Origin of the sequence: Roseomonas gilardii subsp. gilardii, from assembly GCF_023078375.1 — a bacterium.
GTDB classification, from domain to species: domain Bacteria; phylum Pseudomonadota; class Alphaproteobacteria; order Acetobacterales; family Acetobacteraceae; genus Roseomonas; species Roseomonas gilardii.
Genome location: NZ_CP095555.1, coordinates 106,724 through 120,018 on the forward strand (window position 1 = coordinate 106,724; position 13,295 = coordinate 120,018).

The 13,295-nt window shown below is 68.4% G+C and carries 10 protein-coding genes and 5 pseudogenes; 6 read left to right on the forward strand and 9 right to left on the reverse strand.

Annotated elements, in window-relative coordinates; all coding sequences use genetic code 11:
* Window positions 1-22 precede the first annotated feature (22 nt).
* Window positions 23-952, reverse strand: coding sequence for a LysR family transcriptional regulator (locus tag MVG78_RS20005; protein WP_247560964.1), 930 nt, complete (start codon window positions 950-952; stop codon window positions 23-25).
* A gap of 135 nt (window positions 953-1,087) precedes the next feature.
* Between MVG78_RS20005 and MVG78_RS20010 the strand changes: the two genes are divergently transcribed.
* On the forward strand, window positions 1,088-1,801 hold the full coding sequence (locus MVG78_RS20010; protein ID WP_247560966.1) for an SDR family oxidoreductase: 714 nt from the start codon (window positions 1,088-1,090) through the stop codon (window positions 1,799-1,801).
* A 72-nt stretch (window positions 1,802-1,873) separates the two neighbouring features.
* On the opposite strand, the gene MVG78_RS21845 is transcribed toward MVG78_RS20010, so the two are convergent.
* From MVG78_RS21845 to MVG78_RS20030, 5 genes and pseudogenes are all read right to left on the reverse strand, one after another.
* The gene (locus tag MVG78_RS21845) at window positions 1,874-2,011 is read right to left on the reverse strand and encodes a hypothetical protein (protein WP_345892902.1); all 138 of its coding nucleotides are present in this window, start codon (window positions 2,009-2,011) and stop codon (window positions 1,874-1,876) included.
* A 24-nt stretch (window positions 2,012-2,035) separates the two neighbouring features.
* Window positions 2,036-2,110 (reverse strand): annotated as a pseudogene (locus MVG78_RS21850) (Fic family protein); the annotation flags it as partial.
* A gap of 32 nt (window positions 2,111-2,142) precedes the next feature.
* Complete coding sequence (locus MVG78_RS20020) at window positions 2,143-3,144, reverse strand: DDE-type integrase/transposase/recombinase (RefSeq protein WP_345892903.1); 1,002 nt, start codon at window positions 3,142-3,144, stop codon at window positions 2,143-2,145.
* Window positions 3,145-3,269: 125 nt separating this feature from the next.
* Complete coding sequence (locus tag MVG78_RS20025; protein ID WP_247560968.1) at window positions 3,270-4,601, reverse strand: IS701 family transposase; 1,332 nt, start codon at window positions 4,599-4,601, stop codon at window positions 3,270-3,272.
* A gap of 85 nt (window positions 4,602-4,686) precedes the next feature.
* Window positions 4,687-5,037, reverse strand: a pseudogene (locus MVG78_RS20030) (transposase); the annotation flags it as partial.
* Between the two features lie 21 nt (window positions 5,038-5,058).
* Here MVG78_RS20030 and MVG78_RS20035 point away from each other — a divergent pair.
* Window positions 5,059-5,460: pseudogene (locus tag MVG78_RS20035) on the forward strand (aldehyde dehydrogenase family protein); the annotation flags it as partial.
* Window positions 5,461-5,628: 168 nt separating this feature from the next.
* Here MVG78_RS20035 and MVG78_RS20040 read toward each other — a convergent pair.
* Window positions 5,629-6,906 carry an NAD(P)/FAD-dependent oxidoreductase gene (locus MVG78_RS20040; RefSeq protein WP_247560969.1) on the reverse strand — a complete coding sequence of 426 codons (1,278 nt, stop codon included), beginning with the start codon at window positions 6,904-6,906 and terminating at the stop codon, window positions 5,629-5,631.
* Between the two features lie 11 nt (window positions 6,907-6,917).
* The gene (locus MVG78_RS20045; RefSeq protein WP_247560971.1) at window positions 6,918-7,586 is read right to left on the reverse strand and encodes a haloacid dehalogenase type II; all 669 of its coding nucleotides are present in this window, start codon (window positions 7,584-7,586) and stop codon (window positions 6,918-6,920) included.
* A gap of 290 nt (window positions 7,587-7,876) precedes the next feature.
* Between MVG78_RS20045 and MVG78_RS20050 the strand changes: the two genes are divergently transcribed.
* The 3 genes and pseudogenes from MVG78_RS20050 to MVG78_RS20060 form a co-directional block, all read left to right on the forward strand.
* Window positions 7,877-8,734 carry a GNAT family N-acetyltransferase gene (locus MVG78_RS20050; protein ID WP_247560973.1) on the forward strand — a complete coding sequence of 286 codons (858 nt, stop codon included), beginning with the start codon at window positions 7,877-7,879 and terminating at the stop codon, window positions 8,732-8,734.
* A gap of 14 nt (window positions 8,735-8,748) precedes the next feature.
* Window positions 8,749-10,125, forward strand: a complete 1,377-nt coding sequence (locus MVG78_RS20055; RefSeq protein WP_247560975.1) for an aspartate aminotransferase family protein — start codon at window positions 8,749-8,751, stop codon at window positions 10,123-10,125.
* A gap of 33 nt (window positions 10,126-10,158) precedes the next feature.
* A pseudogene (locus tag MVG78_RS20060) lies at window positions 10,159-11,222 on the forward strand (ABC transporter ATP-binding protein); the annotation flags it as partial.
* 14 nt (window positions 11,223-11,236) lie between these two features.
* Here the strand turns inward: MVG78_RS20060 and MVG78_RS20065 are convergent.
* Window positions 11,237-11,718: pseudogene (locus MVG78_RS20065) on the reverse strand (Lrp/AsnC family transcriptional regulator).
* 228 nt (window positions 11,719-11,946) lie between these two features.
* Between MVG78_RS20065 and MVG78_RS20070 the strand changes: the two are divergent.
* On the forward strand, window positions 11,947-13,269 hold the full coding sequence (locus MVG78_RS20070) for an NAD(P)/FAD-dependent oxidoreductase (protein ID WP_247560977.1): 1,323 nt from the start codon (window positions 11,947-11,949) through the stop codon (window positions 13,267-13,269).
* Window positions 13,270-13,295 lie beyond the last annotated feature (26 nt).

Genomic DNA, 13,295 nt, shown 5'->3' on the forward strand with positions numbered 1-13,295 from the left:
CCCCCTGGCAGCGGCCCTCCCTTCAGCGCCCGGGATAGGCCTCCCGGCAGACCGTCACCACCGTCTCGCGCAGCCAGCGATGCGTCGGATCGGCGTCCAGGCGGGGATGCCACATCGCTGAGATCAGGAACTCCGGCACCGGCACCGGAAGACCGAACTTCTCCAGGCCGGACGTCACGGCTGGATCGCCCAGCAACCCGTTGCCGAGGCAGGAGCACGGCACCATCGCCACCAGATCCGACTGGCGCGCAATGCGCATGGCATCCGGATAGCCCGGCACGGCGACACTGATCCTCCGCTCGAGGCCAAGCCGCCGCAGGGCGGCATGGACTGCTTCGCCTGTCTCCCCTTCCCGCGATGCTGCAACGTGGCGACAGGCGGCGTAGCGTTCCGGCGTCACCTCCCCGGCCGCCAGGAGCGAATGCCCCGTCCGGACCACGCCGACGAAGCGGTCGCGGAACAGGAGGCGGGTGCGGATCTCCGGCGCAGAGGTGCCGCGCAGGCCGATCTCTAGGTCGATCAGCCCCTCGCGGAGCGGGCCCGCCTCTTTGTCCGGCTTCGGAACGAAGCGGAGTTGGACCTGCGGCGCCGCCCGTGCGACGGCCGCGACGACCGGGGCGGAGAGGACCTCCAGGAAGCCCTCGCTCGCCCGGATGGTGAAGCTCCGCTCCAGCGAGGCGATGTCCACCTGGGCAGGCTGCGGCCGCAGGACCGCCCGTGCTTCCCGGGCCAGCTCGTGGACACGGTCCCGCAGCTCGGCCGCGCGCGGCGTCGGCACCAAGCCGCGCCCGGCGCGCACCAGCAGCGGATCGCCCGTTGCCGTGCGCAGCCGTGTCAGCGTGCGGCTCATGGCCGATGGGCTCAGTCCGAGGCGGCGGGCTGCCCCCGTCACACTGGCTTCCGCGAGCAGCACGTCCAGCGCGGCGAGGAGGTTCAGGTCCACATCGTCCATCGGGGCAGCCTACCCGCCCTGCGCGGCCATCCCTAGCGTCCTATGCAACAACAGTTTGCATGGGATGCGCGTGGCGCCCGGACCGGACGCTGCCCAACATCCTGGCCCGATCCGTCAGCCAAGGATGATCCATCCATGACAACCTCCGACCAACCCACGTCCTCGATCCTCCTCGTCGGCGCCTCGCGCGGCCTCGGCCACGCCATGGCCGCCGAGTTCCTGCGGAAAGGCTGGAACGTCACCGGTACCGTCCGGGACGGGAGCACTCGGACCCTGCTGCACGACCTGGCGGAGGAGGCCGAGGGCCGCGTCGGCATCGAGACCCTCGACATCCGCATGCCGGAGCAGATCGAGGCACTGCGGGAACGCCTGGCGGGCCGGGTGTTCGACATGCTGTTCGTCAATGCCGGGACCACCAACCGCGATCCGGCGCAGACGATCGGCGAGGTATCGACCGAGGAGTTCGTGGAGGTCATGTTCACCAACGCGCTCGGCCCGATGCGGGTCATCGAGCGCCTGGAGGCCTGTGTCGCCCCGGCTGGCCTGATCGGTGCGATGTCCTCCGGCCAGGGCAGCGTCGCCAACAACGAGCGCGGCCAGCGGGAACTCTACCGCGGCAGCAAGGCCGCGCTGAACATGTTCATGCGCAGCTACGCGGCCCGCCAGGGCGCGACGCCGCGTCCGATGGCGTTGATGGCACCCGGCTGGATCCGCACCGCCCTGGGCGGTGCGGAGGCCCCTTTGAGCATCGGGGACAGCATCCCGAGCCTCGTGGAGGTGCTTCTGGCCAAACGGGAGCGGCCAGGGCTGGAATACCTCGACTACCGCGGTCGCACCGTGCCGTGGTGAGGATCGGACCTCCGGTTCAGCCTGGATTCATGGCGGCGAAGACCGTTTCGTACTACCGGTCCCGCCCCGGCATCAGCCGCGCCGGCTGACCCGTAGCCACGCCGCGAAGATCACTTCGTCCAGCCTGCCTTCGAGCAGCCGCAGCATCTGCTCCACGGCCTGTGGCGCGGCGATGTCGAGTTCGATACCGTTGGCCTTGAGGAAGAGCACGCAACAGCCCCAGGCGGTCCGCTTGTTGCCATCGTTGAAAGGATGGTTGGCCGCGAGACCGTAAGCATAAGCCGCGGCCAGATCGAACAGGTCCGGGATGCCGGTAGCGGCAAGCTTGTTGCCGGGACGGCCTAGCTGTCTGGTTGTGAGACGTCCTTGGCATGTTCGGCGATGAGGCGTGCGCGAGCGATGTCCTCTGGTCCGGCACGTCCTTCAGGTGTCTCGGGTTTGGGGCGGGCGAGCTTTCGTCGCGCCCGGAGGCGTTCCTTGACGACCTGGTCGGGTGTCTTGCCGTCGAGAACGCGCTGGCGGCGGGCATTGTAGGCGGCGTTGAAGCCCTGGAGCAGCTGCTCGAGTTGGGCGTGGGACCAGATGGTGATACCCAGCACCTCGCTGCCGACCCGTCCGTTGAACCGCTCCACCATGCCATTCGTCTGCGGCGAGTAGGGCCGCGTGTGACGATACTCGGCGCCGAGTTCGGCGCAGACGCGGGCGAAGGCTGGTGTAAAGCAGCTGCCGTTGTCGGTCAGCACGTGGGTGAGGCGGAACGGGAAGGCCTTGGCTGCCTCGCGCAAGAAGGCGATGGCGCTGCGCTCGGTCTCGTCATCCTTGACGGCCAGGTGGACGGAGCGGGACCGGCGGTCGATGGCGACGTAGAGGTAGCGCTTGCGGCGCTCGCCGTTGGCGGTCTGCAGCTTGGGCAGGTGCTTGATATCGATGTGGACAAAGCCGAGGTCGTAATCCCCGAAGGTGCCCTTGCCCCGGACAGGCCGCCCCGACGCGGGAGGGCGTCTGCGGCTGAGCCCATCGGCCTTCAGGATGCGCCAGACGCTGTCGCGGTTGAGATGCGGCAGGAAGTGGGTCACCACGAAGGTGAGGTCATCGAGGGAAAAGTTGGTGGCCCGACGCACGGCGCACACCACGGCGCGCTCCTCATCAGTCGCTTTCCAGGGCAGCTTGTGAGGTCGGGCCGAGTGGTCCAGGCAATCTTCAGGACCTCGCTTGCGCCACTTGCGGACGGTCTCGCTGCTCACCCCGAAGCGGCGGGCCAGCACGCCCGAGGGCTCGGTGGAGCGGGCGATCTCAGCCCGGACGGCGGGGGTAGTGCGGGCATTGGGGTGGATCTGGAGCATGGCTCATCTCCTTCCCGGCACGGCGCCCTTCAGGCGCTCGAAGCAGTAGGCATAGTCTACGATGGCTAAGCACACCGGGTCCCAACAATGTTCTGCGACCAGACACCTAGCACTACCTGGGTACTTTAGGTTTGATGGGCGGCAAGAATCGTCGTCTGCAATGTGGACATCGCATGGGTGATGCGAGGTGAGCAAACAGCCGTGCGGTGATGGCCTGTCGCACGGCAGGCAGGCTCGGGTGCGGCGGCGGTCCCGGAACGGTGGGCAGCATTTTCCCCCCGGCTCACCTGGCGGTGCTGGGCGAGGCGCAGGTGCTGCAGGTAGGCGAAAGCGATGCAGGTCATCAGCGCGTGTCGGTGCAGGCCCGTCCACGAGCGGCCCTCAAAGTGGCCCAATCCCAGTTCCTGCTTGAGCTGCTGGTGTGCCTGCTCGCACACCCAGCGCGCCTTGATGGCCGCCGCCAACCCGCGCAGCGGCGTGCGTGGTCCAAGATTGCTCAGGTAGTACTTGCGTTCGCCCGAGGAGCGCCACTCGCCCACCAGCCAGGCCTCGTCGCCGGGCAGATGGCGGTTGTTGCCCCAGGCTGGTCCGTCGCCGACGCGAACACGGATGGCGGCAAACCGGGCAGCGAGCGCTCCCCTGGTACCCTGGCGCCAGGTGACCCGCCGCCAGGGCTGCGCAGCCAGTACTGCCTCGGCCTCGCGGGGCTCCTCGCTGGGCACAGCGCGCCGCCTGCGCCCGGCAGGAACGGTGAGTTGCACGACCGCGCCGTAGACCTTTTGGTTACGCGCGATGCCCACGGCCCAGAGCAGGCCGCGTTCCGACAGCCCCTGGCGGAACACAGCACTGGCGCCGTAGCCTGCGTCGGCCAGCACGGTGCCGAACCGCACGCCGGCGGATCCAAGCCGGTCCAGCTCAGCCAAGGCGATCTCGCCTTTGGTTCGGGGCACCACCTCCGCCTCCGGCACGCCGGCCCGGGCACAGCGATCCGCATCGCCGGTCCAGGTGTCGGGCAGAAACAGGCGCAGGGCCACTGGCACCGGCACCTCACGCCTGGCCAGGGCCAGCGAGACCAGCGACTGGCAGTTCGCCTTCTTGCCCAACTGGCCGCAGTACTGTCGCGCCACGCCCACCGACAGCGTGCCCTGCTTGGGCAGCGCCGTGTCGTCGACCACGAGATACGCGTCAGGCCCGCCCACCAGTCGGTCCGCCTCGCGCGCCAGCACCGCCCACAACGGCGCATCATCCCAGGCCGGACTGGCAATGAAGTGCTGCAGCTGGTCATGGCCTGAAAGCCCCAGCCTTGCTGCCATCGGCTGCAGGCTCTTGCGCTCGCCGGGACCGAGTAGCCCGCGCAGGTAGAGCGGAGCCCAGATCCGGCGCGTCTTGCGCCCCATTACCTCAAGAAAGGGCGTGAGCCAGTTGTCCAGGTCACTGCCACCACCGCGGATACCCATCGCCCCGCCTCCTGCCGCATCACCCAACAGATAGGCAACAGCACTACCGTCAAAGTAGCCCAGGTAGTGCTAGAGCGGTTTCCGATCAGTCTGGGTCATACCCGGCGGCGGCGAAGTAGTTGGCGCACTCGGCGGGCATGAAGGTGCCGATGATGCGGCCGATGGTGTTCCAGAGGCCCTCGACGGTGCGGGCCGCGGCCGTGCGCAGCATGGCTTTCAGCTTGGCGAAGGCGTTCTCGATCGGGTTGAACTCGGGGCTGTAGGGCGGGAGGTAGAGCAGGCTCGCGCCCGCAGCCTCGATTGCGGCACGGACGCCCGCACCCTTGTGGCTGCCGAGGTCGTCCATCACGACAATGTCGCCCAGGCAGAGCTCGGGCACCAGCACCTGCTCGACATAATCCTGGAAGAGGGAGCCGTTGATCGATTCGTCGAACATCATGGGCGTGAGCATGGCCGGGGAGCGCGCCGCCTTGCCACAGCGAAGGTACCGGAGGGGCCGCAATACGCGCAGCCGGTCGTGCTGGGCGGGGCCGAGACCGGGATGCTGCTGGCACAGGAGGAAACCTTCGGCCCTGTGGCCCCGCTGTTCCGCTTCGGCGCGGAGGAGGAGGCGATCCGGATCGCCAACGACACGCCCTTCGGCCTCGCCGCCTATTTCTTTACGCAGAGCCTCCGCCGTGCCTGGCATGTCGGTGAGGCACTGGAATTCGGCATCGTCGGCCTCAACACCGGCGCCATTTCCACCGAGGTCGCGCCCTTCGGTGGGGTGAAGCTATCCGGCCTGGGACGCGAAGGGGCCGAACTGGGAATCGAGGAGTATCTGGAAACCAAGGCCTTCCACGTCGGCGGCCTGGGGTAGCCCGGCAGTTCGGGCGGCGCTGCCTTCGGGGAGGAGGGGCCATTCTTCCTTCTCCTGCTCTTCCTCTCTTCGGAGGCCGCCGCAGAAACGTGGCAGGGGCTGGGCGCAGCCCCGGCGCGACCGGCTTTCGCCGGCGCGCGGCAGTATCACCGGCAAAAGGCGATGGAGTTACCGGACGCGATCGAGCGCCTTGTAGTAGAGACCCACGAGCGGCAGGAACCAGGGCTTGCCGAAATGCCCCGGCACCGCTGGCCAGGCGAGGCCCTTGACCGGGTTGCGATCCGCCCGGCCGAGAATGGCGTCAGCCATCACCGTGCCCATATGTGTGGACATCTGCGCGCCGTGGCCGGAGTAGCCCATGGCATACCAGACCCCGTCCTCTCGTCCGGCGCGGGGATAGCGGTCCTTGGTCATGTCCACCAGCCCGCCCCAGCAGTAGTCGATCTCCACGCCGCCCAACTGCGGGAACATCCCCGCGAGCGATGCACGCAGGATCGCGCCGCTCTTCGCATCGGATCGCTGGTCGGAGGTCGCGGAGAAGCGGGCGCGGCCGCCGAAGATCAGCCGGTTGTCGGGCGCCAGGCGGAAGTAGTTGCCGATGTTGAGCGAGGTCACGTAGGTCCGGTTGCCCGGCACCGAGGCCGAGATCTCGCCCGCGGTGAGCGGCCGCGTCGCGACGAGGAAGCTCCCGACCGCCACGATCCGGCGGCGGAACCATGGGAAGGAGGGTCCGGTATAGGCCCCGGTCGCAAGCAGCACCTCGTCCGCCGTCACTTCGCCCTTGTCCGTCCGCAGGACGTGGCGGCCGTCCGCCTTGCTAAGCGCCGTCACCGCCGCGTTCTCATGGATGACAGCGCCGTGCCGAACCGCAGCCTCTGCAAGGCCGGTGACGAAGCGGCCCATATGCATCATGGCGCTCTTGCGCGAGAGCATTCCGCCGTAGGCCCGCTCCGTCACGATCTCCCCTGGGAGGTCCGCGCGGCTCAGCATGGCGGTGTCCGGATCGACCTCGCGGTGCAACGCCTCGAAGTTACGCGCCATCGCCGGCAGATGCTCGGGCTTCGACGCGAGCTTCAGCTTACCGGAGCGCCTGAAGGCGCAATCGATGCCCTCTTCGGCTACGATGCGCTCTACCGTGTCCACCGCATCGTCGAAGGCATGGTAGAGGGCGATCGCGCGCTCGGTGCCCAGCGATGCCTTGGCGGCCAGGAAGCTGTGCGCCAGCCCATTGTTCAGATGCCCGCCGTTCCGGCCCGATACACCGGACCCCACCGTGCCGCCTTCCAGCACCAGCACGCTGGCACCCCCTTGGGCGAGGGTACGCGCGGCCGAGAGGCCGGTGAAGCCGCCGCCCACCACCGCGACATCGTAGTGCCCCGACACCGGTCCAGTCGCGGCACCGGTGAAGCGAGGTGCCGTATCATGCCAGTAGGAGGTGAACTTCACGGCGGCCGGTCCTACAGGCCGACCACGCCGGGCAGGCCAGAGATGTCCTTGATCTCGGTGTAGCCGTAATACGGGTTCGCCGGCTCGTGCCCCCGGTTCACCCAGACTTTGTGCTTGATGCCGAGATCATGCGCCGACATCAGGTCGTAGCGGAAGGAGGAGGAACAGTGCAGGATGTCCTCCGGCCCGCAGCCCAGCATGTCCAGCATGTACTCGAAGGCGCGGAAGCGCGGCTTGTAGGCATTGGCCTGCTCGGCCGTGTAGACGGCGTGGAAGGGCGCGCCCAGCTTCGCGACGTTCTCGTGGATCTGCGAGTTCATGGCGTTGGAGATGATCACCAGCGGGATCTCCCTAGCCACACGGGCCAGGCCCTCCGGCACGTCGGGGTGCGGGCCCCAGGTCGGAACCTGCTCATAGACCCACTGCGCGCTTTCGGGCCGGAAAGCGACGCCATTGGCGCGGCAGGTCCGTTCGATCGCGTTGTGCACCACCTCGGCATAGGGCTTCCAGTCCCCCATGATCTCGTCCAGGCGATAGGCGGAGAAGTTCCGGATGAACTTCTGCATCCGGGGTTCGTCCAACTGCTCGCCATAGAGCGCGCGGGCCGCTTCCGCCATCTGGTAGTTGATCAGCGTGCCGTGGCAATCGAAGGTGACGTATTTGGGCCTGAAAGCGGTCATGCGTGCGGGTCCTCGTGGGATGGCGGCTGATCCGAACGGCAGGCATCATAGCCGCGGGGCGTCGCACCGCACATCGCATTGCCGGCACCGGAAAGCAGATTGTTCCGTATCGCCGGAGGGCTTCGGCAGAGAGTTGTGCTGGGCCGGCGAAGCCCCTTTCCCGGCATGAGATGCGGTCGCCGCCCGGTCATACGGCGGAAGATACCACGGCGCCACGATCCTTGAGGCCCAACTGCGGCCCCACTGTGCCTATTCATGCTGTTGTCGCAACACGCGCGGCGGAGGGTTCCATGACACCGGACGCGATCGAACTCACCGATTTCGGCGAGGCCCATCTCGACGGCGCGCTGGCGCTGTCGCGCGAAGCCCGGTGGCCACACCGGCGGGAGGACTGGGCGATGGTGCTGTCGCTCAGCCAGGGGATCGTGGCGCTGCGCGACGGCGCGGTGGTCGGCACGGCCATGATGACGCCCTTTGGCACTTCCGCGACGATCAACCTGGTGATCGTGGCCACCGCGCTGCGCGGGCACGGATTGGGCCGGCGCCTGATGGATACGGCGATCGGCGCCTGCGGAGCGCGCGTGGCACGGTTGATCGCCACCCCGGACGGACTGCCGCTTTACCGGAAGCTCGGATTCCGTGAAACGCATGAGATCCGCCAGCACCAGGGCATCGTGCTTGCCGCGGCAGAGGCGTCCGCCACCGGTGCGGACAGGCATGGGCCGCTCTGGGCCGAGGAGGCCGATCTCGCGGAGATCCGCACCATGGACGCGACGGCACTGGGCATGGACCGGAGTGCCCTGCTGTCCCGGATCGCCCGGGATGGGCGCTTCGCGATCCTGCGCCGCGACGGAAAGGCGGCCGGCTACGGCGCGATCCGCCCCTTCGGCCGGGGCGAGGTGGCCGGGCCGGTTGTCGCGGATTCCGAAGCCTCGGCGCGGGCGATCCTGCGCTTCCTTCTCGACGCACGACCGGGGGCCTTCCTGCGGGTGGACACCCCGGCCTATCCCAGCCTCGGCCCCTGGCTGGCGGATCGCGGCCTCGTCGAGGTCGATGGCGGCATCGCCATGCGGCGCGGGCCGGAGCAGCCGCCGCCCCCCGCCCTCCCCTTCCAGACCTTCGCCCTGGCCAGCCAGGCTCTGGGCTAGCTCAGGAGATCATCATGTTGAGCAATTCACTGGTCGAACTCGACCGGGCCCATCTGGTTCACCCCGTCGCCTCCTATCGCGGCCATGAGAAAGCCGGGGTGCGCGTCCTGCGCTCTGCCAAGGGTGCCACGGTGACGGACAGCACCGGTCACACGATGATCGACGGCTTTGCCGGCCTGTGGTGCGTCAATGCCGGCTACGGGCACGAGAGCATCGTGGAGGCGGCCGCCGAGCAAATGCGTATCCTCCCCTATGCCACCGGCTATTTCGGCCTCGGCTCGGAGCCCGCGATCCGCCTGGCCGCCGCGCTGGCGGAGCATGCGCCGGGGGACCTTAATCACGTCTTCTTCACGCTGGGCGGCTCTGACGCGGTGGACAGTACGGTGCGCTTCATCCGCTACTATCAGCACGCGCGCGGCAAGCCGGAAAAGGACCAGTTCATCTCGGTCGAGCAGGGCTACCACGGCTCCTCCACCGTGGGAGCCGGCCTGACCGCCCTGCCCGCATTCCATGCCGGCTTCGGCGTGCCCTTCGACTGGCAGCACAAGATTCCGTCACACTATTCCTACCGCAATCCGGCCGGCAGCGATCCGGCGGCGATCATCGCGGCCTCCACCGCCAGCCTGCGCGGCAAGGTCGCGGAGCTGGGCGGGCCGGATCGCGTGGCCGCGTTCTATTGTGAGCCGATCCAGGGCTCCGGTGGCGTGCTGGTGCCACCGCCAGGATGGATGAAGGCGATGCGGGAACTGTGCCACGAGCTTGATATCCTCTTCGTGGCCGATGAGGTCATCACCGGCTTCGGCCGCACCGGCCCCCTCTTCGCCTGCGAGGAGGAGGGGATCGTTCCGGATCTGATGACCACCGCCAAGGGGCTGACCTCCGGCTACGTGCCGATGGGTGCGGTGTTTCTGTCGGAACACGTCTACAACACCATCGCCGACGGCGCGGGCGCGGCCGCGATCGGCCATGGATACACGTATTCCGCGCATCCGGTGAGCGCGGCTGTCGGACTGGCGGTGCTACGCCTCTATGAGAGCGGGCTGCTGGAGAACGGCCGGCGTGCCGGCGCCCGGTTGATGGAAGGGCTCGGGAGGCTGCGCGACCACCCGCTGGTGGGCGAAGTGCGCGGCCGGGGCCTGCTCGCGGCGGTGGAACTCGTCACTGACAAGGCGCGCAAGACGCCCTTGCCGGCCGAAGCCGATCCGGCACGCCGCATCTTCGATCGCGCCTGGGACAACGGGCTGGTGATCCGCGCCTTCGGTAACGGCATCCTGGGCTATGCCCCGCCGCTCTGCTGCACCGACAGGGAGATCGACGCCATCGTGGATCGCACCCGCCGGACATTGGACCAGACCCTGGCCGATCCCGCCATCCGCGCGGCGATGCGCTGAAGCAGCGCCTGCCAGGGCGGCACCCCGCCCGGCCCGCACCAGGTCTCGGGTGGGCAGTTGCAGCGCCTGTCCGCCGCCATGGCGCTGATCGGCGATCCGAAACTCGTGGTGTTCGACGAGCCCACCACCGCCCTCGATGTCACAACGCAGATCGAGGTGCTGCGCGCCTTCAAGTCGGTGATGCGGGGGGGCGGGATTGCCGGCGTCTACGTCTCCCATGACCTTGCCGTGGTGGCGCAGGTCGCTGACCGCATCGTCGTTCTGCGCGGCGGCGAGGTGCAGGAGGTCGGCACCACGGCGCAGATCCTCTCATCTCCGCAGCACCCCTATGCGCAAGAGCTTCTGGCCGCTTTCCGCCCCACGCTGCATGCGGCCGCTGCCCCCGCCGCGGCGGAGGAGCGAAAGCCCGCTCTGGAGGTCCGCGGCGTCAGCGCCGGCTATGGCCGGGCGCGGCGGGCGAGATCCTGCTGGACGGCAAGCCGCTCGCCCCACTCGCGCAGAAGCGCAGCCGCGAGGAGCTTCGCCGGTTGCAAATCGTCTTCCAGTCGGCGGATACGGCTCTCAATCCCGCAAAACCGGTGGGCGAGATCCTCGGCCGCCCTCTCACCTTCTACCACGGCCTGCGCGGGGCGGCCCGTGAAGCCCGCGTTGACCGGTTGCTCGACATGGTGCACCTGCCCCTCGCCCTCAGGCACCGCCATCCGCCCGAGTTGTCAGGCGGGCAGAAGCAGCGCGTCAACCTGGCCCACGCCCTGGCGGCGGAGCCGGAGGTTGTGCTTTGCGACGAGATCACCTCGGCGCTGGATACTGTGGTCGCCGCCGCGATCATCGACCTGCTGAAGGAGCTGCAGCGCGAGCTCGGTCTGTCCTATCTCTTCATCAGCCATGACATCCCGACCGTACAGGCGATCTGCGACGAGGTCGCCGTGATGTACAAGGGTCAGAAGGTCGAGCAGCGCCCCGCCCCCGAGATCGGGGCCGCGGAGAGCCATGCCTATTCCCGCTTGCTGACGGCCTCGGTTCCCCGACTCGATCCCGGCTGGCTGGACGGGCTCGAACGCGATCCGGAGCTGGTGGCCGCGTTCTCCCAGCGCTGAGGCGGGCGGCGCGCCTACTGTCCGGCGGCGAAGAGCCTCGACAGCGGCATGTTCGGCTTGCTGATCGGCGACTTCAGCACCACGAAGCTGAAGTACTTGTCGATCCCAATGTCGAGTTCGATCAGGCGTTCCATCAGCGCCTGGTACTCGCTGATGCCGCTGGTCACGAACTTCACGAGGTAGTCATAGCCGCCGGACACCAGATGGCATTCGACCACCTGTTCGAGCTTCTCGATGGCGGCCAGGAAGCGCGCGAAGTCGGAGGGGCGATGATTCTTCAGAGTCACCTCGGTGAAGACCGTGAGCGCCTGTCCGAGCTTGGCGGTGTTGATCCGCGCCGAGTAGCCGATGATATAGCCTTCCTGTTGCAGCTTCTTGACGCGATCAGGCAGGGGCTCGGTGACAGGTTCACGAGCTCGGCCAGTTCGACATTCGTGATCCGCCCGTTCTTCTGGAGCTCGTGGAGGATCTTGATATCGATCTGGTCAAGCTTCATGGCAGCCATCGTTCCGGGTGCTTCCTCGTCCCGCGCGTCGCTCCGGCGGTCCACCCGGTCATCATGGCGAAAGCCCGCAGGTCCGACAATCAGGGGCCAGGGGCAGCCGGGCAGCGCAGAATGACCTGTACCACCCTCATCCCACGCAACAATCTGCCGCCAATGGCGGGACACCAGCCTTCGTCCCACGGCAGGAGTGGCTAGAATGGCACTGGATGGGAGGACTGCATGCCGGCGCCGCTGTTGCACATCGAGACCACGCCCAACCTCCCGCGGCAGGCGGAGGTCGTCGTCATCGGCGGCGGCATCGTGGGTGTTTCCACAGCCTACTACCTGGCGCGTCGCGGCGTCTCGGTCGCATTGGTCGAGAAAGGCCGGATCGGTGCCGAGCAGTCGAGTCGCAACTGGGGCTGGTGCCGGCAGCAGAATCGCGATGCGCGGGAGCTTCCGCTGGCCACGGCCAGCCTCGCGCTGTGGGATCGCCTCGCGGAGGAGATCGGGGTGGACCTTGGATTCCGCCGCTGCGGCCTCCTCTATCTGAGCGACGACGAGGCTCAGATTGCCGGATGGGCGAAGTGGCATGACTTCGCCCGTGGCGCCGGCGTCCACACGCAGATGCTTTCGGCCGCCGAGGCAACGGCGCGGGGTGCCGCCACGGGCAAGAGCTGGAAGGGCGGCGTTTTCTCGCCGACCGACGGCGTCGCCGATCCGGAGCGAGCAGCGCCAGTCATGGCGCTGGGTGTGATGCGCGCGGGCGGAACGGTTCATCAGTTCTGCGCGGCCCGTGGACTGGAGCGCGCGGGCGGCCGGGTCAGCGGCGTTGTGACCGAGGCCGGGGTGACCCGCACCGGCACCGTGGTGCTCGCGGGCGGGGCCTGGGCCTCCTCCTTCCTGAACCAGTACGCGATCCGCTTTCCGCAGGCCTCGGTGCGGGCCTCGATCCTGGCGGTGGCGTCGCGTGCCGGCCTGCCGGAGGCACTGCACACCACGGGCGTCTCGGTCACGCGACGCAGCGAGGGGAGCTATGCCCTGGCCATCAGCGGCGGTGCCCGCGTCGATCCGACGCCGCAACAACTCCGCTTTGCGCGGCAGTTCGTCCCCATGTTCCTCAGCCGGCGTGGCAGCCTCTCGCTCGGCGGCCGGCAGGCCTGGGCGGCGGGGCATGAGACTCTGCGGCGCTGGCGCCTCGATGCACCGACCGCGATGGAAGCCTGCCGTATCCTCGACCCCAGCCCGGATCCCCGGCAGATCGAGGAGACCCTGGCGCGCGCCCGGCGCCTCCTGCCCGCGCTGGCGGATGCGCCCGTGACTGCGCGCTGGGCGGGCTATATCGACAGCACCCCTGATGGCGTGCCAGCGATCGGCGAGGTTGCCGGGCTGCCAGGGCTGATCCTGGCAGCCGGCTTCAGCGGTCACGGCTTCGGGATCGGCACCGGCGCCGGTCACATGGTCGCCGATCTGCTGACCGGGGCGCCGCCGATCGTGGACCCCGCCCCATACGCCCCGGAGCGTCTGGCTGACTCGGCCCGGGGGAAGGTCGCGGCATTCTGATGGGTTTTGCTGGGGTTCCTGGGAGG

Bases quoted from the DNA above. Each gene is read 5' to 3' on its own strand.
- MVG78_RS20020 (WP_345892903.1), bottom strand. From the start codon at position 3,144: ATGCTCCAGATCCACCCCAATGCCCGCACTACCCCCGCCGTCCGGGCT.
- MVG78_RS20010 (WP_247560966.1), top strand. From the start codon at position 1,088: ATGACAACCTCCGACCAACCCACGTCCTCGATCCTCCTCGTCGGCGCC.
- MVG78_RS20025 (WP_247560968.1), bottom strand. From the start codon at position 4,601: ATGGGTATCCGCGGTGGTGGCAGTGACCTGGACAACTGGCTCACGCCC.
- MVG78_RS20045 (WP_247560971.1), bottom strand. From the start codon at position 7,586: ATGACCGCTTTCAGGCCCAAATACGTCACCTTCGATTGCCACGGCACG.
- MVG78_RS20005 (WP_247560964.1), bottom strand. From the start codon at position 952: ATGGACGATGTGGACCTGAACCTCCTCGCCGCGCTGGACGTGCTGCTC.
- MVG78_RS20050 (WP_247560973.1), top strand. From the start codon at position 7,877: ATGACACCGGACGCGATCGAACTCACCGATTTCGGCGAGGCCCATCTC.
- MVG78_RS20070 (WP_247560977.1), top strand. From the start codon at position 11,947: ATGCCGGCGCCGCTGTTGCACATCGAGACCACGCCCAACCTCCCGCGG.
- MVG78_RS20055 (WP_247560975.1), top strand. From the start codon at position 8,749: ATGTTGAGCAATTCACTGGTCGAACTCGACCGGGCCCATCTGGTTCAC.